Source organism: Anoxybacillus andreesenii, assembly GCF_030813005.1.
GTDB classification, from domain to species: domain Bacteria; phylum Bacillota; class Bacilli; order Bacillales; family Cytobacillaceae; genus Robertmurraya; species Robertmurraya andreesenii.
Genome location: NZ_JAUSTU010000003.1, coordinates 185,786 through 203,749 on the forward strand (window position 1 = coordinate 185,786; position 17,964 = coordinate 203,749).

Below are 17,964 nucleotides of genomic sequence, written 5' to 3' on the forward strand. Positions count from 1 at the left end.
TCCTTTCTGAATATTCAGTTATGAATACGTAACCATTTTGATGCTGAAAAAAATACGTCATCCTGAGAAAACGTATTTATTCATGCTCAAATCTTCTAGTAGTCCTTCTATGGAAAAGTCTAACAGATTCGGTGATTTGAATGCAAGTATTTTTTTTATTTTCAATCATTTCAATCAATTCAATAATTGCCAGCAAACCTAGATTCTGTTCTGTTTCGTTACCGATTGTTGTCAGTTGAATAAGCTGATGTGAAGCAAGCTCAACATTGTCAATTCCCATAATACTTATATCCTCTGGTATACGAATTCCCCGTTTTAGCAGTTCATCGATCGTAAGAAACGCAATCGAATCAGACCCACAAATAATCGCAGTTGGCTGCGTTGGTTGAGCCAAAAACTGTTCAATTCCAAGGACAATGCTTTCACGTGATGTATTGGAATGATAAATGAAGGAGTCCTGAAGGCTTTGCCCCAATATTTTACTAACTCCAAGGAAGCGATTAGCAAATGTACTGACCGTTAAATGTCCGCCAAGATAAGCAATAAGTCTATGACCTAAATCAAGAAGGGTCTTAGCAGCCAAACAACCTGCTCTATTATTATCAATTTCTACAAAATTCTCATTTGACTTATGTTTCCGGTTGAAGGTAATAAATGGGATATCCAACTTTTTTAATTTCTCAAAAAAGGGGTCATCATACAAAATACAAGATAGAATTATCCCATCTACCCTCCTTTCCATAAATGTAGCGTACGCTTTTTCAACCGCTTCATCATTAACAAACTGCACATCGACTTTATATCCCTTGCTATTGGCATAATTGACAATGGCTGTTGTTGTATCAGAAAAAAACGGGTTATGTAATGGCCCAGACAGTAGTGCAATTCTATTCGTTTTCTTTTGAACTAATGAACGAGCGCTTTCATTCGGAATATAATTCAATTCTTCAATCGCTTTTAACACTTTTTCTACTGTCGGCTGCTTCACTAATTCAGGTGTATTCAATACTCGCGATACAGTAGTCTGAGAAACGCCTGCTAACTTAGCAACATCTTTTGAAGATACGATCTCCCTCTCCCCCTACTATTGTGATGTCTCATTACTTCACAGAAGATTTCTATCTATTACATATTATACCAAGATAGGTTCAGAAAAGGGGGAGATTTCTTTCAACTTATTAGAATATTGTTCTCTGTTAAGAGTAGCCCTGCCCTAACTGGCTGCCCTAATCAACTTCATAATTAGGGAACTTTCTAGATAAACTGAATAGGATAATGAAAAAGGATGATGATAGATGCCTATTTCATTTCCTGTCCCTATTCGAGCCCTCAAAATAAGCAATGGTGATAAGAAGAAGATTTACTATCCTCATATATATGGCACGAAATCTCCTGTATTCGAAGGTTATATTAATCGATCGATTGTGGAACAAACACAAGAGCTGATCAATCAACAGGTTGGAGAGACATCATCAACGGTCGAGGAGGTGCTTGGGACCTTTGAAATCAAGAATAACCAACGGCAGGTGCTCAGCTTGTCCCTCTCGAATTACACTTATCACCACCATGCAGCCCATGGAATGACGTATATTAAATCGTTAACATTTGATTTGGAAAAAGAGAAAAAATGTGAGCTTAAAGATTTGTTTAAACCAAATAGCAATTATGTAAACCGCATTTCCAAGCTCGTGCAAAAACAAATAAAAAAGCGTGACATTCTCATGCTAGAACCGTTTACAAAAATCAAACCCGACCAGGACTTTTACATTGCAGACAAAACACTCGTCATCTATTTTCAGTTATATGAGCTTACTGCTTATGTCTTCGGCTTCCCAATGTTCCCTATCTCTGTCTATTCCTTACAAGACATTATTGATGAGTCTGGTCCACTCGGGCGCATGGCAGAAAATAATTAGGGGAATGAGGCATTTAAAGAAGTCTTTGCAGCAGAGTCCGAGGAAATTCATACTAAACTAAAAGGTGCTTATTTTTATGTCTACAAACCATCAAGGACGGTTCAATTAGCTCAAGGTGAGCCTCGAACCGTCCTTGATGGTTTTTCTATATTTGAAATTTACCCTTTTAACCCATTCACCAGCATTTCAATAAAAATGTCGACCAATTCTTCTTCCTTCACTTCTCCGTCGGGGTCGTACCAAGAATAAGTCCGATTGACCATTCCTAATATACCGAAAGTGACGATATCACTTCTTAAGTCGCTTCGAAACTCCCCATTTTTGATACCTGCTTCGATAATCCTTTGAACATTCATCCGGAACTCCCGTCTAATTGCATGTACCTGTTTAATATGCTCCTCTTCTAGATGCCTCACTTCCCGATTGAATACTCTTGCACTCTTACCTGATTTTCTGATGCCGCTAATGATTAGATAGCCCATCTTTTGTAACTTTTCTCGATTGCTTAATGTAGAATCATTCATATAAATCATTTGATTATCTAGAAGATTCTGAATGTAGTTTAGATGGATATCCCTTAAAAGCTCTTGCTTACTATTAAAATAATAATAAAATGTGCCTTTAGATACTCCGATGCTATCGACGATATCTTGAATGGACGTTTTGCTGAAGCCTTTCTTATCAAATAAATCGACACTACCTTCTATAATTCTATCTTGCATAGGCTTTTCAACTCCATAACGGATTTGGAAACTCTACGACTCTCTTTCAATAACAGTAGCAATTCCCTGCCCTCCCCCAATACATGCGGTGATCAGTGCATAACGTCCTTTCATTCTATGCAATTCATATAGAGCCTTCGTTATCAGAATGGCCCCAGTAGCACCAAGGGGATGACCATGTGCAATCGCTCCCCCATTTACATTCAGTTTATCCGGACTGATTTCCAGTTCTCGATTACAGGCAAGTACCTGTGCGGCAAAGGCTTCATTTAGTTCAACTAGATCCATATCGTGGACCGTGAGACCAAGCCTATCCATTAGCTTTCTTGTTGCAGGAACGGGACCTATCCCCATAATATTCGGATCAACTCCAGCTACAACAGTTCCCCTAATCATAGCTAATGGTTGAATTCCAAGCTCTTCCGCCTTTTCCCTCGCCATGATTACTAATGCAGACGCAGCATCATTTAAGCCAGAACTACTCCCAGCGGTCACTGTACCATTCTTCAGGAAGACAGCTGGTAATTTGGCTAGGCCCTCCAAGGTCGAATTTGGACGCGGATGTTCATCTTTGTCAAAAATAATCGGTTCACCCTTACGGATAGGAATTTTGATCGGAACAATTTGTTCTTCAAACCTTCCCTCCTCCATCGCTCTTGCCATTCTTTGCTGACTCCTAAGGGAAAATTCATCCTGCTCCTCCCGAGAAATATTGTATTCTCTTGCTAGGTTCTCGGCGGTTATCCCCATTGGTGGATTACCTATTTCCTCTGGAGCTAGAAGTCCCCTTCGAAAAGATGGTGGCGCTGAACTATATGGCTTTTCTGGACGTTCCATTAAATACGGCGCACGGCTCATGCTCTCGATCCCGCCCGCAATATAGATATCCCCGGCACCCGATTGGATTGCCTGGGCAGCAAGTGCAACGGCATTAATACCAGAGCCGCACTGACGATCCATCGTCATTCCCGGTACTTTCATAGGCAACCCAGCCTGCAATGCTGTTAGTCTAGCAATATTTCCACCACCGCTTAAAACATTTCCAAAGATACAATCGTCAATCATATTCGGAGTAATCTTCGCCCTTTTTACAGCTTCCTTTATCACTTCAGCACCGTATATATGGGCAGGAACAGCTGCTAAGGACCCTCCCTGCTTGGCAATAGCCGTTCTAACAGCTGAAACGATAACTGCTTCTCTTTTCATCATTATCTACTCCTTCTTCAATAGTTTTCCATGAACATTTTTTCCATTCTGATTAAAACCACATTTCTACTATTCTACGAGTCGATATTGATAAACCCCATTCACTTTTTCAACCACAACCCTATTTTTCACTTCCAAAAGCTGCAGGACACTGAATATTTCAAACATGAAAGACACAATCGCTTTATTCAGACGCTTCTGATACATTTCCTGAATGATTTCAAAGCCGGTCCCTTTTCCACCCAATTTTTTTAAGGCTTCTACCGTTCGGACGATGCGATGATCGATATTCCGCAATTCCTCATCAATGACTTTAGGGAGATTTGTAAATTCTGGGCCATGGCTCGAATAGGTAAGCTTAGCAGGGAGCTTTTTACATTTTTCTAAATCTCTTATATACTCAATCAGCATTTTGGGTCTAGGCTCCCCCTGAAGAGGAGCATCCAAGAAAATTCCTGCATGCATATCCTGGATGATATGGTCTCCACAAAGGAACAGCTCGTCTTCAGGACAATATAATGAAATATGATCCATTGAATGACCCTTTGTCTCGATCACCTGCCAGCCTTGCATCCCCGGTACCGTAGCACCTTCATGTAATATGTCATGAAATGTGATGCCATCTATCGTTCTTCGATTCTTTTTTCGAAAGGTAAAAGAATCTATTATTTTCTTTGGTAAACCGAACTCGTAAAAAAGCTTATCAAAATATTCACCGCTCCATTTCGAAAACTCTTTATCTTGCAGATAGATTTTCGTATTTTCATGTGTGTAGACATCAATCGACGGTTGTACCTCTAAGATTCGATGAAGCATTCCAGCATGGTCATTATGATGATGAGTTAACACGATTTGGTCTAAATCCTCCAATCTTACATCTAAGGTGTGCAACCCATCATTCAAATCTTTCCATGCCTGGTCAAGATTTAACCCCGTATCAATGAGGGTAAGCTTTTCTCCGAATACGATAAATACATGCACAGGACCTACCGGAAAGCTCGTAGGTAGCTCTAATTTTTCAACTCTCTGCACTTTCCTCATTTCCTTTGTCTTAAGGTATTTGCCTATCTTATTTCCCTCCAGTGTCAGGAACAGGGAAAATCCGCTTTTTAAATGCTGGATTTTCCCTTCTACCATTTTTCAATCTTTCTGCGAATCTATTTATCCAGCCAAACATTCCTCAAATAGCCATAACCATAAGAAGCATGAGGATAAGCATCTTTCACATATGGCATTCTTGGTGTCTTTGTATGATAGGTTGTTAAAGGAATTGGATTGACTAAATTTTCTAATACATAACGCTGGATATCATGTACATACTCTCTTCTCTCATCCACATCATTGATGACTCTTTGTTCATCAAGCATTTTATCAAGTTCTGGATCGGAGATGTGATACCAGTTTCGGGTACCTTTTGTGTGAAGCTGTGTTCTCAACCATTCATCCGGCTCCTGAAAATAAGTTTGATAGCCGATTCCCATCTCATAATCGACTTTTGGCCATCTCTCTGAGAAGTAGGTTGCATACTCGACGACTTCAATCTCTGCGTTAATCCCAATATTTCTTAAATCCTCGGCCACCCATTGGGCAACACGGACCAATTGCTCTCCATACCCGTCCGTTACCATCAGCTTTGTATCAAAGCCATCAGGATATCCCGCCTCAGCCAGTAGCTTTTTCGCTTGATCCGGGTCATAAGGCATGAGCTCTTTTCTTTCCTCTAGTGGTAATGCCCATTTCCCTAATGAAGGATTGACTGGACTGCTTATTTCCCCGCCGCCATAAATCCGATCAACCATGGATTGGCGGTCAACAGCTAAGCTAATCGCTTTCCGTACGCGGATATCATCGAACGGTTTCTTTTTCATATCCATATAGATTTGTTCCTGGGTTGGAAACATCGCTTCAAACACAGTGATTTCGGGATTGCTCTTAATTAGCTGGTTTAACTCCTCAGGGGAAATCTGAGATACCGCATCCGTTTGCCCAGTTCGCATGGCTGCTAACCTCGCCGTAGGATCAGGAACTACTTTGAAAATTACTCCATCCAAATATGGTTTTCCCTCTTCATAATAGTTTGGATTCCGTTTGTACTTCGCTTCAATATTATCCTTCCATTCCTCTAAAACAAATGGCCCTGTCCCGATAGCGTCCGTTGCTAAATCAAATTTTCCTTCCGCTGCCTCTTTGGGCAAAATCCACATAAAGTGGTTGGCCATAAAATTTAGAAATGGGGCAAAGGGCTGTTTTAATGTAAAGACAACCGTTTGATCATCCTTGGCTTCGATACTTTCCACTTCTGATAAAAGAGCTGCCTGATGGCCAGGAAGACTAATGATCCTTTCCATCGTTGCAACGACATCTTCTGCCGTTACTTGTCGCCCATTTACCGGTTCCTTATCGTGCCAGTAAGCTTCTCGTAAATAAAATGTATATACCTTCCCGTCTTCGGATATATCCCACTTCTCAGCAAGATCCGGCACCACATTATAATCCGTAAATTCTACTCCTGGCCCTGTTTCATATGAAACGAGCTTGTTATACACTAAACCAGCTAGCTGATGTGTATAGATGGAAGATTGACGATGAGGGTCTAGCATATCTGGGTCTGCGGGTGATAAAATCGTATAAGTTCCTCCATGTTTTGGTTCAGATGAGCCCCCTTCATTTGAAGTGCTTTCATTCCCTTTCTCATTTCCCTTGTTTGTTTTTTCAGAGGAGCAGGCACTTATGACCAATAAAAGTAATCCGATTAACAAAAAGTTAACGATGAGCTTCCATTTTTTATTCATCATTCTTCCCCCAATATCGGTAGTTTTCTTACCTTAGGATGAATTCTTCGGATCTAAGAAATCCCTTAGAGCATCACCTAACAAATTGAATGCTAAAACTAATACACTTAGAGCCAAGCCGGGAAATAGCACAAGCCACGGTGCGCTTTCCATATAGCGGCTCGCATCACTAAGCATCAATCCCCATGAAGGATTTGGCGGTGGAGTTCCAATTCCTAGAAAGCTAAGAGATGCTTCCGCAATAATGGTTTGACCAAAGGCCAAGCTTGCCATAACGATGATCGGCGCCATCATATTAGGCAGACCATGCTTTAGAATGATTCGAAAAGCGTGGGCCCCTACTGAACGAGAAGCCTCCACATAATTCGTTTCCCGTATTCGTAGCATTTCTCCCCTGACAATCCGCGCAAACCGAGGGATCTCGATAATTACAAGGGCAATGATGACATTTTGTATGGCAGGACCTAGTAGGGCTGCAATAAATAGAGCCAAAATCAAGGCCGGAATTGACATAATCGCATCCATAATTCTCTGAATCACCATATCGACAATACCGCCGAAGTATCCGGAGACCATTCCAATTAGCACGCCCATCGTAATGGAAATAATCACGGTCACAAACCCCACAATTAAGGAAATTCGAGAACCAAAAACAATTCTGCTAAAAATATCTCGCCCTAAATCATCCGTTCCCATTAAGTTTTGAGAACTCGGTCCCGAAAGGAAAGCATCCCGGTTTTGAGTGACTGGATCGTATGGTGCAATGACGGGCGCAAGAATTGCAATGACAACGACCGCAACAATGACCAATAGAGCTAAAAAACCAATCTTTTGGGTAAAGATAAAGCGTTTACATTCCTCTTTGAATTTTAACAAGTGAGCACTTCTGCCCGTCGTTATCCTATTTTTAGACAGAGAGGACTCTAATTGAACCTGGGACATTTTGATCACTTCCTTTTCTATCTATCCAGTTTAATACGGTGCTCATCTCGTCCTGATTCTCGGGTCTACCCACCCATACATAATGTCAACTAGCAAATTGACCAGTAAGAACATCGCCCCAAATATTAATACGGATGACTGAACGATGGGATAGTCTCTTGATAACACCGATTCAAAGATCAAGCTCCCTAAGCCTGGAAGCGAGAAAATGGATTCCAGTACAACTGTTCCGCCAAGGAGGTAACCGATTTGTAAACCAATTAATGTAATAACAGAAACCAAAGAGTTTCTTAACGCATGCTTGAAAATGACGATCCTTTCCTTTGCCCCTTTGGAACGAACGGTTCGAATGAACTCTGAATGTAAAACCTCCAATACAGCCGAGCGAGTCATCCGGACAATACTTGCACTAAGCGTAATCGCTAAGCATATGGCTGGCAGGATCATTTGCTGCAAATTAACAATCGGATTCTCGGCAAAGGATTGATAGCCAATCGGTGGTATCCAATTTAATAGAAGGGAAAGCCCTGTTAGCAGGATTAAACCCAGCCAAAAATTAGGAATCGATAAACCGCCTACTGATAGGATCCGGAGCAAATGATCGATCAGCTTATTTTGCTTGACTGCTGAAATGACTCCAATAGGGATACCAATGATGATAGCCAAAATAATGGACATAATTGCTAGCTGTAAGGTAATCGGTAGCCTATCAACAATTACTTCTGATACACTCTGACCGGACCACAAAGAATTACCTAAGTCCCCCTGTACAGCACGGGCGATCCAATCACTCAGCTGTCCAAATACATTTTTATCAAGGCCTAGTTCTGCCTTTAGTGCGCTCATTTGCTCTTCAGATGCACCGGAATTAGCGAGTTGTAGAGTAACAACATCGCCAGGTACAGCTCTCATGAGGATAAATACAAAAGCAGTCATGATGAAAAGAACAATTATTCCGTATAGGAACCGTTTGAAAATATACTCAAACATCCCACTCCCCCCCTTCAATACAGATGACAGGAAACAATATGCCGATCTGTTATTTCTTTCAATTCCGGTTTCTTATTTCTGCAAATATCCATAGCAACCGGACAGCGCGTATGAAATTTACATCCACTCGGTGGATTGGAAGGACTAGGGATCTCCCCCTTTAAAATAATCCGATCCGGTTCCATCGTTGGATCTGGTATAGGTACGGCAGAAATCAGGGCTTTCGCATATGGGTGAAAAGGATTTTCAAAGAGAGTCTCTGCATCTGCCACTTCGACGATTTCCCCAAGATACATGACAGCAATCCGATCGGAAACATATTTCACAACATTCAAATCATGGGATATAAAGAGATAAGACAATCCCATTTTGATCTGCAGGTCTTTTAATAAATTGAGAATTTGCGCTTGGACCGAAACATCTAAAGCAGAAACGGCTTCATCACAAATCAAAAGTTCAGGCTCCGTCGCCAGTGCTCGGGCAATGCTAATTCTTTGCCGTTGTCCCCCAGAAAATTGATGGGGAAATTTATGCATATCATTTCTCGATAATCCAACAATCTCGAGTAATTCAGCCACACGTTCTTGCTTTCTCGTACCCTTTGCTATTTGATGGACCTCCAATGGTTCTCCAATGATATCTAAAATCGTCATCCTTGGATTTAAGGAGCTATAAGGATCTTGAAAAACAAATTGGATCTTTTTTCTGATTTGCTTCATCTTGCTTCTGTTTGCATGAGCTAAGTTCGTTCCCTCGAAGATGACTTCCCCCGCCGTTGATTTAATCAAACCTGTAATCAGTCGGCCAACTGTCGATTTGCCGCAGCCTGACTCACCTACTAACCCGAGGGTCTCACCTTTATGAATGTTAATGGATACTCCATCAACCGCTCGAACATGGCCAATCGTTCTTGAGAGAATTCCCTTTGTAATGGGAAAATACTTCTTTATGTCTTTGACATCTAAAAGTGGTTGACCCTCAACCAAATGTAAATTTCGCTCAAAATTGTCGAGCTGCTCTTCATCGAAGGCAGTCATGATCTCTCTTTTGACCTGAAGAGTTGGATCCGCTGTCCAGCATTTGCTTAGCCGACCATCACCTGCATCAAATAATGGGGGCTCTTCATTCCTGCATTTTTCTGTAGCCAAGAGACAGCGGGGATGAAACCGGCATCCAGTAGGTAGCTCTTTCAGGTTTGGGACATTTCCCTTAATGGTTTGCAGACGCTGATTTTTATTCGTTTCGATTCGAGGAATGCTTCGCATCAATGCAGCTGTATACGGATGCTGTGGTTGCTCAAATAATTCCCTCACATTCGACTGCTCCACAACTTGACCCGCATAGACAACCACCACCCTGTCCGCCATTTCTGCTACTACCCCTAAATCATGGGTAACGAGGATGATGGCCGTTCCAAACTGTGCTTGCAAATCCTTTAATAATTGCATAATTTGCGCTTGAACTGTCACATCTAATGCGGTTGTTGGCTCATCCGCAATGATTAATTTAGGTTTGCACGCTAAGGCGATCGCAATCATTACTCTCTGCCTTTGTCCTCCGGAAAGCTGATGTGGAAAAGCATCAATTCGGGTTTCCGGATCTGGTAGACCAACGAGTCGCAATAACTCCAGTGCACGTACCCGGTATTCCCTTTTTGACAAATCCTCATGAATTTTGATCGTTTCCATAATTTGATCCCCAATGGTATATACCGGGTCGAGACAGGTCATCGGGTCCTGAAAAATCATTGCAATTTCATTTCCCCTGATTTTTCTAATTTCATCAGGGCCAATGTCTTTTAGATTGAAGTCATTAAATAATATTTTTCCGGAGGTTACCGAACCATTGTTTTCTAGTAATCTTAAAATCGAAAGGGCGGATACACTTTTACCAGAACCGGATTCGCCAACAATCGCTACCGTTTCCCCTTTGGAGATGCTGAATGAGACACCATCAACAGCTTCTAGCAATCCAGACCTTGTTTTAAAAACGGTCTTCATATCTTGAACCTCTAATAAAGGCTGTAAGTCTGAAACCAATCAGAGAACCTCCCTTCAAGAATTTTGAAGTTGATTTAACTCTTTATTTGCTGAATCATTTGCTCCCTTAATCTTGTTTTGAGGATTTTCCCCACTCCGTTTCTTGGAAGCTGGTCTAGAAAAATCACATGTCTTGGAGTTTTATATTTTGCTAGGTGCTTTTGACAATACTCAATGAGCTCAGCCCCCGTCACCTTGCTTTCTGGCTTCTTCACCACGCATGCAAGAATCTCTTCTCCCATTTGCTCGGAAGGGATCCCCACAACGGAAACCTCTAATACGGCTTCATGCTTTGCAAGCAGTTCCTCTAAATCACGGGGATAAATATTAAATCCGCCCCTGATAATCAAATCCTTCTTCCGGTCAACGATAAATAGATATCCATCCTCATCAACCTTTGCCAAATCCCCGGTGTGAAGCCATCCGTTTCTAAGGGCTTGCTTGGTTGCCTCTTCATTTCGAAAATATCCTGGTGTGACATTATCCCCATGCACGAGTAATTCTCCTACTTCACCAGGCGGTAATTCTTCCCCATGTTCATTGACAATTTTTATTTTCACCCCAGGCATTGGGACCCCAACTGACCCTTCTTTAATAGGCAAATCGTTTCTTTGGGTCGCAACTCCTGGTGAAGCTTCCGATAAGCCGTAGGCATCGCGAACTTCTGCTCCAAATTTCTCTTTAAATTTATGGCGCAAACTAACGGGCAATGCAGCTGATCCAGAACCAACGGTTTCTAAGCTTGACAAGTCATATTGCTCGGCATTTGAATGATATACCATGGCATGAACCATGGCAGGAACGGCAGCAAAGGACTTCACGCAATGCTTTTCGATCACCTTAAATACCTCTTCCGCATCAAATTTTGAAAAAATGACAACAGAGTTTCCAAGTACCAGCATCCCGTTCATAATCCCGAATCCATAGATATGGGCTAAAGGCAGGACGCCAATCGTCGTTTCTCTCGTCTCTTTTTCACGCAGCTGTATTCCTGACGATGTATTCGCATACAAATTTTTATGGGTCAGCATGACACCTTTAGGCATACCTGTTGTTCCAGAGGTGTAAAGGATGACAGCGACATCCCTTTCGTTGATCTCCAAATCTATGTTTAGAGGTTCCTTGCATTCTATTAAAGCCTGCTGTAATTCTATGATTTCTACTTCCGTTTGCATGCTCATCTCAAGAGGGACTTCATCAATACAAATGATTGTCGGCTTATGCGATAAATTCGCTGCTGCTAGAATCATTTTTTCTAGTTGAACAGATGAGGTAATTATTGCCTTAGCTTCTGAGTTTTTCAGGATAAAATTAATTTCATTTTCATGAAGCAAATACATCACGGGGACGATGATGGCGCCTATTCCCATGACACCCTGATAGGAAAAAATGACCTCAGGACAGTTTGGCATACAGATTAAGACCCGATCTCCTTTAGTGACACCAAGGCTATGAAGGACTTTTGAATAGTTTCGAGAAATTTCCTTCGTTTCAATATTCGTAAAAACACGGTCCCCGTAATAAAGCATGTTATATTCGCCAAATTTTTGGATATTTTCACTTAATAATTCTGTTAACAGCATGTTATCCACTCCAAACTTAAATATTTTCAAATGGTAAACGTCTGTCAAATAGCTATTTCCAACGATTAGTGATGACTGGTCATCTTATTGTGGCGGTTTTTCATTTCTATTTTCTTATGGTTTGAGGTCATGTAAGTGATTCCTAAAAGTAGTAGAGTAATAATGGCTGAGGTAATAAAAGGGGCGGAAACTGCGAAACTGAAAATCCATCCTCCCCAAATGGGACCAATAATCCTTCCCAAGCTATCCATGGAATGCTGCAGACCCATGGTGATACCTTGACCCATTTCGTTTCGTTTAGATAGCAAGGCGGTTGTCGTTGGGCGGACCAATGAATGACCTAATCCGGTTAGTAGGCAGCCAAAAAAGAGCGCCCAAATTGCAGGTGAAAAACTAATAAAACAATAGCCTGCCGCTGTGATCATGAGACCTATTTTCGTAACCGTCTCGTCATCCCAATACTTATACACTTTTTGCAGAAGGAGGAATTGGACAACGACGGATGTCCCAGCTTGTGTGCTAAAGGCAAGGCTCACTAGGGTTGGGGATGCATCAAAACGGGCAATCATGAAATAACCAATCAATCCAAAAAAGCTTGAGGCAGCAAGGGATATACCGAAAATAATGGTGTATAAATCCCAATAGCCGGTCTTCGTTACCATGGCAAGAGATTTCCAAAATGATAGGGTCTCTCTTTTTGAGTCAGGTCGTACTTCCTCCGTATTTTCTGCCTTCGAATCTTTGATATATAAAACGATGAAGGGGAGAGTGATAAAAGCCAAGCAGCCCGCCACGATAAATGGAGCCATCACACCTAGGGGTGAAATTAGAGCGCCTAAGAAAGGGCCGCATAAAAAACCAAGACCATTGACGGCTCCCATTTTTGCTATCGCTTGACTTCTCGTCTTTTTTTCAGTCTGGTCCGCAACCATGGAATATGCAGCTGGCTGAGTCCCTGATGAGAGGGCAGCTCCAATCATTCGCAATAAAAGTAATTGCCAGTAATTCTGCGCAAACAGTAATACGAGAAAGGCAACACCAAAACCAAATACGCCAAACAACAAGACTGGTTTTCTCCCAATTTTATCAGCCATCCGTCCCCATAGAGGTGCAGTGATGAGCTGAGCTACCGCCCAAATGATAATTAAAGATGACATCTGCAGGGCTGAAAGATGTAAATCATTTGCTAAAAAAGGGAGTATTGGAAATACAATTCCATACCCTGTCATCGTCAAGAACATAATGAAGCCTAGTAAAAGAAATGCCTTCCTATTCATCAACTTCATCTTCTTTCACTTTAATCAAGGCTTTTTTTTGTTGATAACTTTTTAGACTGACCGGCCAGTAGGACTATCGCAAAATCTATATACTGACTGGCCGGTTAAATTCTGGTTTTAAAAAAACCTTATTCAATGGTTATAGAAGTTCCCCTACCTTCGCATGACCCTTCAAGAGGTTGCGCGCAATCGTACGGCGCTGAATTTCATCCGTTCCTTCAAAAATCCTGTACAATCTCAGCTCTCTATACCATCGTTCGATTGGCAATTCTTTCGTATAGCCCATTCCCCCATGGATTTGCATGACTCGGTCAACCACTTGGTTCGCCATTAATCCGCCATTCAATTTCGCCATCGATGATTGGTGGCGAGCATCCATTCCATTTTCAGCCATCCATGCTGCACGGAATACAATCCATTTAGCTGCTTCAATTTCAACGGCAGAATCTGCAATCATCCATTGAATCGCTTGACGCTCGGAAATTGGCTTTCCAAATGTCACCCTTGTTTGCGAATAATCAATCGCCATTTGCAATAACCGCTCGGCACTTCCAATGGCTCTAGCTGGAATCATGTAACGTCCTTGACCAATCCATTTCATTCCGAGGCTGAAGCCGTGGCCTAATTCTCCTAAAATGTTCTTTTCAGGAACCCTCACGTTTTCAAAGACAAGAGTCGCTGGTCCCCATTCCCCCATCGTGTGGATATACTCTGATTTCCAGCCCATCTCCCGGTCAACGAGGAAACATGTTACGCCTCCATTAGCACCTTTTTCTTTATCTGTTACAGCAAATACCATAGCGAAATCTGCTTCATTCCCTCCAGTAATAAAGACCTTCTCCCCATTCAAAACCCAGTGATCCCCGTCTTTTTCCGCTTTCATTTTAATATTTCTTGCATCAGAGCCTGCACCCGGTTCCGTAAGGGCAAAACAGGAACGTCTTTCGCCATTTATGAGAGGAATTAAATATTCTTCTTTTTGCTCCTCATTACATTCGTACAGAATATTGTCTGCGGATCCTCCAAAACTAAATGGTACAAAGGTTCTCCCAAGCTCCATCGCAATCAACACCGACATAATGGGTCCCAGATTGGCACCACCGTATTCCTCAGGCGTGTTAATTCCCCAAAAACCAATATCTCTTGCCTTTGTTTGTAGCTCTTTCACCTTTTCACTTGATATTCCATGTCTACCTTCTCTTTCATTTTTCAAAACTTCCTGTTCTAACGGCTTTAGTTCTTTATTAACAAAATCCCTAACCGTTTTCTGAATCATCTTTTGTTCTTCTGACAATGTGAAATCCATCTTTTCAACTCCCTAATTTTAAATTTAAAAAATGGACGATATGTAGGCATCACCCCTTTTAAATAACAAAATATAGAATTTATAAAATATTTCAAATATTTAAAATAAAATATATCAAATAATTAAAGCGTTTACAATTTGTTATTTTGACTTCTTTTGTCCGTTTTTGTCCATATAAGGGATAAATAAAAAATAGGGACAGAACTCCTAATTTTTTTCATAGACGAAAGAATTAGGAGTTCTGCCCCTGGTAGCGCTGGTAAAAATATTAAATAGATGATTTCCCTTTCCTAGAAATAGATACTAATCAATCAGCACATAGGTTATTTAAATCATAGACTAAAAGAAAAGGGTGTTGATGAATGAAAAAATTTTTATACTTCTTTCTTGGGTTGATGGCAGTCATCGGTATGTCTGCTTGTAGTGAGAAAAAGGTGGTGGAGACACCTAACGAGAAAAATACGGTGACGGAGGTACCCGCTAAAGAAGAGCCTGTTAAAGAGGAACCTACAACAGAAGAACCCGATTCAAGTCCAGATGAACCAGTTGCAGAAGAACCGAAAGTTTTTCAAAATGCGGCATTTAAGGATGTCGTCGTAACAGAATCCGAGGAACAATACGTGATCACAGGAAAGGCGCAAGTTTTTGAAGGGGTGTTTCAGTATAAACTTCACGACGGTGACAAGGTATTACTGGAAGACCACTACCAAACGGCTGGTGCCCCGGAATGGGGAGATTTCGAAATTTTCTTCGATAAAGAGCTGGTCGAAAATACTCATGTTCTATTCGAGTTGTTTGTTTATTCAGCGAAAGACGGATCGAAGATTAATGTATTGGAAATTCCTATTCAACTATAGTAATGGATTAAGCCAGGACTTTAGCACCTGGCTTTTTCATATTTTTGAACAATCCCTCTTCTTTTTCAAGAAGGCTAAAATAATACCTAGAGTAGGTAGCCTCGGATTTTTGAGGCTCACAATAGTTTCTTCTTATCTTCGTGCTGCATATGTTCCAATTCAAGTCTCATTTTCTGTGTTTCAATTAGAAAGTTCTCATGCTTGAGCTTTTCCAATTCGATCTCGTCTTGTATCATTTTGTGTTTTAATTTGGATTGATTTTGAAAGTGACTCGTTATAATCGCTATGATCGGAATGGAGAAAATCATTATGACAGCAATTGTACCAGTCATGGTGCACCTCCTTATTTACTTTTCTATATTTTACCATGATTTGTGCTTCTAGTAATGTATTTATCGATTTAAGGTTAAGTGGCAGTGGCTACAGTTCTTTTGAACAAAGCAGGTTTGTGAGAAGTTAAGAGGCATCCTAAGCCATTCCAAAACACAATCCAACGAAATCAGCCATTAATTAAGACCAAATCATCCATTCTGATTTGGTCTCCTAAAAAAGTAAATATATAGATGGGGCAAACAAAGCATTTTCTCCTATCATTCCTTAAGCCAAAATATCCCCTTTTTGCCTATAGGTGAGTATGCCTTCTGCAGCTCGATAAGCGAGTGCCCCAACCGTCCCTGTTGGATTATAACCACTATTATGAGGAAACGCCGTTGCTCCAACGACAAAAACATTTTCTGCATCCCACATTTGTAAATAATTATTCACAGCTGATGTATTTGGATCTGCTCCCATGATCACACCACCTGTATTATGGGTGGACTGATAAGTAGTAATATCATAAGGGCCTAATTCCTCCAACGAGTCAATATGGTCTGCCCCCATTTCCTTCATAATGTCCACGCATCGATCGGACAAATACTTGGCGAGCTGGCGGTCCTGCTCTTCAAAATCAAACGTGATTCGAATCAAGGGATCTCCAAATTCATCTTTGTAGGTCGGGTCGAGATCGAGATAATGATGCTTAAATGGCATACTCGCTCCTTGTCCACCAACAGATAAGACTCGGTTTGCATATTTAATTGAATTTGCTTTAAACTCTTTTCCCCATGACGGAGTCCCTTTTGGAACCGTATTATTTGAAATCGGCCTCAAACCCGTTTGAGAAATAGCAATGGATCCTCCATGGATAAAGTTGAGATTGGAGTGATCAAAATTATCGCCATTATAATCATCCACCACCATACCAAGCGCACCTGCACCCGCAAACGTATTAAATTCTTCTTTTTCGAAAAACCCAGTCGCACTTCCTTTTTGAACCTGGTAGGCATAATTTTTACCAATTACCCCATTCCCCGTCTTCGGATCATAGGGACGACCGATATTTGATTGCAATAACAGCCTGACATTATTAAATACATAGCTTGTTAACACCACGATATCTGCCGGTTGTTCGATTTCTTCTCCCGTAGTTGTATCGATATACAAGACTCCGGTTGCTTTATTTCCTGATTTTAATAATCGTCTGACATTTGAATGGGTCCGGATCTCAAATTTCCCTGTCTTTTTCGCTACCGGGATCACAGTAACAACGGGGTCCGCTTTTGCACCATATTCACAGCCAAATCTTTCACAATAGGCACAATATTGACAGGCTGCTCTAGACACGCCATCTGGATTAGTATAGGCCTTTGAAAGATTTCCTGAAGGTCGGCTATATGGATGAAGCTTAAGTTTGATTGCAGCCTTTTTGAATTTTTCTAGCGATGGTGTCGTTTTCATCGGTGGTGTTGGATAGGGACTAGATCTTTTCCCTCCAAGTGGATTTTCTTCCCCAGATATCCCTGCCATTTTTTCAAATTTATCAAAATATGGCTCCAATTCGTCATAGGTGATGCCCCAATCCTGAATGGTCATTTCCTTAGGAATCTTCTTCTCCCCGTATCTTTCAATCGTTTTCTTACGAATTTCAAAATCGTAGGGTAGGAAGCGGTAGGTTTGTCCATTCCAATGAACGCCCGAACCTCCAAGATTATCTCCCAATAAAAAAGAACCATATTGACGCATGGGCAGCGCACGAAACTTCTCGTTTCCTCTGAACGTAATTGTTTCCTTCGAAAGGTCTTGAAACAGCTCATACCTTAATGCATAGCGTAGCTCGTCATGCACCATGAAATAATCCTCGGTTTTCCGCTCTTTCCCTCTTTCCAGTCCAACGCAATTGAGCCCCTGCTTTGTGAGTTCGGCGGCGATAATTCCCCCTGCCCAGCCAACACCCACGATGACAACATCTACCTTTGGTAATTTTTTTGCCACGTTATTTCACCTCTTTCAAAT

The 17,964-nt window shown here is 41.3% G+C and carries 15 protein-coding genes; 2 read left to right on the forward strand and 13 right to left on the reverse strand.

Translation table 11 applies throughout. The annotated features are described in order from the left end of the window. Positions 1-76 precede the first annotated feature (76 nt). Positions 77-1,069 carry a LacI family DNA-binding transcriptional regulator gene (locus J2S07_RS04575; RefSeq protein ID WP_307149328.1) on the reverse strand — a complete coding sequence of 331 codons (993 nt, stop codon included), beginning with the start codon at positions 1,067-1,069 and terminating at the stop codon, positions 77-79. A 226-nt stretch (positions 1,070-1,295) separates the two neighbouring features. On the opposite strand from J2S07_RS04575, the gene J2S07_RS04580 reads away from it, so the two are divergent. Then, complete coding sequence (locus J2S07_RS04580) at positions 1,296-1,916, forward strand: PdaC/RsiV family protein (RefSeq protein ID WP_307149225.1); 621 nt, start codon at positions 1,296-1,298, stop codon at positions 1,914-1,916. Positions 1,917-2,074: 158 nt separating this feature from the next. Here J2S07_RS04580 and J2S07_RS04585 read toward each other — a convergent pair whose 3' ends face one another. The 10 genes from J2S07_RS04585 to J2S07_RS04630 form a co-directional block, all read right to left on the reverse strand. After that, the gene (locus tag J2S07_RS04585) at positions 2,075-2,638 is read right to left on the reverse strand and encodes a TetR/AcrR family transcriptional regulator (protein WP_307149226.1); all 564 of its coding nucleotides are present in this window, start codon (positions 2,636-2,638) and stop codon (positions 2,075-2,077) included. Between the two features lie 33 nt (positions 2,639-2,671). After that, positions 2,672-3,844, reverse strand: a complete 1,173-nt coding sequence (locus J2S07_RS04590) for a thiolase family protein (RefSeq protein WP_307149227.1) — start codon at positions 3,842-3,844, stop codon at positions 2,672-2,674. A gap of 69 nt (positions 3,845-3,913) precedes the next feature. Then, positions 3,914-4,885 carry an MBL fold metallo-hydrolase gene (locus J2S07_RS04595; protein ID WP_370872787.1) on the reverse strand — a complete coding sequence of 324 codons (972 nt, stop codon included), beginning with the start codon at positions 4,883-4,885 and terminating at the stop codon, positions 3,914-3,916. A 116-nt stretch (positions 4,886-5,001) separates the two neighbouring features. Next, positions 5,002-6,636, reverse strand: a complete 1,635-nt coding sequence (locus tag J2S07_RS04600; RefSeq protein WP_307149229.1) for an ABC transporter substrate-binding protein — start codon at positions 6,634-6,636, stop codon at positions 5,002-5,004. Between the two features lie 33 nt (positions 6,637-6,669). Beyond that, positions 6,670-7,578, reverse strand: a complete 909-nt coding sequence (locus tag J2S07_RS04605; protein ID WP_307149230.1) for an ABC transporter permease — start codon at positions 7,576-7,578, stop codon at positions 6,670-6,672. A gap of 42 nt (positions 7,579-7,620) precedes the next feature. Further along, a complete protein-coding gene (gene nikB / locus J2S07_RS04610; protein WP_307149231.1) occupies positions 7,621-8,568 on the reverse strand; it encodes a nickel ABC transporter permease in 948 nt (315 codons plus the stop codon). A 14-nt stretch (positions 8,569-8,582) separates the two neighbouring features. Next, the gene (locus tag J2S07_RS04615; RefSeq protein WP_307149232.1) at positions 8,583-10,607 is read right to left on the reverse strand and encodes an ABC transporter ATP-binding protein; all 2,025 of its coding nucleotides are present in this window, start codon (positions 10,605-10,607) and stop codon (positions 8,583-8,585) included. 35 nt (positions 10,608-10,642) lie between these two features. Further along, the gene (locus J2S07_RS04620; RefSeq protein WP_307149233.1) at positions 10,643-12,190 is read right to left on the reverse strand and encodes a class I adenylate-forming enzyme family protein; all 1,548 of its coding nucleotides are present in this window, start codon (positions 12,188-12,190) and stop codon (positions 10,643-10,645) included. 65 nt (positions 12,191-12,255) lie between these two features. Next, a complete protein-coding gene (locus J2S07_RS04625; RefSeq protein WP_307149234.1) occupies positions 12,256-13,467 on the reverse strand; it encodes an MFS transporter in 1,212 nt (403 codons plus the stop codon). A 139-nt stretch (positions 13,468-13,606) separates the two neighbouring features. Further along, a complete protein-coding gene (locus J2S07_RS04630; protein ID WP_307149235.1) occupies positions 13,607-14,773 on the reverse strand; it encodes an acyl-CoA dehydrogenase family protein in 1,167 nt (388 codons plus the stop codon). Positions 14,774-15,135: 362 nt separating this feature from the next. On the opposite strand from J2S07_RS04630, the gene J2S07_RS04635 reads away from it, so the two are divergent. Beyond that, positions 15,136-15,630 carry a Gmad2 immunoglobulin-like domain-containing protein gene (locus J2S07_RS04635; protein ID WP_307149236.1) on the forward strand — a complete coding sequence of 165 codons (495 nt, stop codon included), beginning with the start codon at positions 15,136-15,138 and terminating at the stop codon, positions 15,628-15,630. A gap of 116 nt (positions 15,631-15,746) precedes the next feature. On the opposite strand, the gene J2S07_RS04640 is transcribed toward J2S07_RS04635, so the two are convergent. Together J2S07_RS04640 and J2S07_RS04645 are read right to left on the reverse strand one after the other, a co-directional pair. Further along, positions 15,747-15,962 (reverse strand): hypothetical protein, encoded by a 216-nt coding sequence (locus J2S07_RS04640; RefSeq protein ID WP_307149237.1) that lies wholly within the window; start codon positions 15,960-15,962, stop codon positions 15,747-15,749. Positions 15,963-16,227: 265 nt separating this feature from the next. Then, positions 16,228-17,943 carry a GMC family oxidoreductase gene (locus J2S07_RS04645; protein WP_307149238.1) on the reverse strand — a complete coding sequence of 572 codons (1,716 nt, stop codon included), beginning with the start codon at positions 17,941-17,943 and terminating at the stop codon, positions 16,228-16,230. Positions 17,944-17,964: the final 21 nt, after the last annotated feature.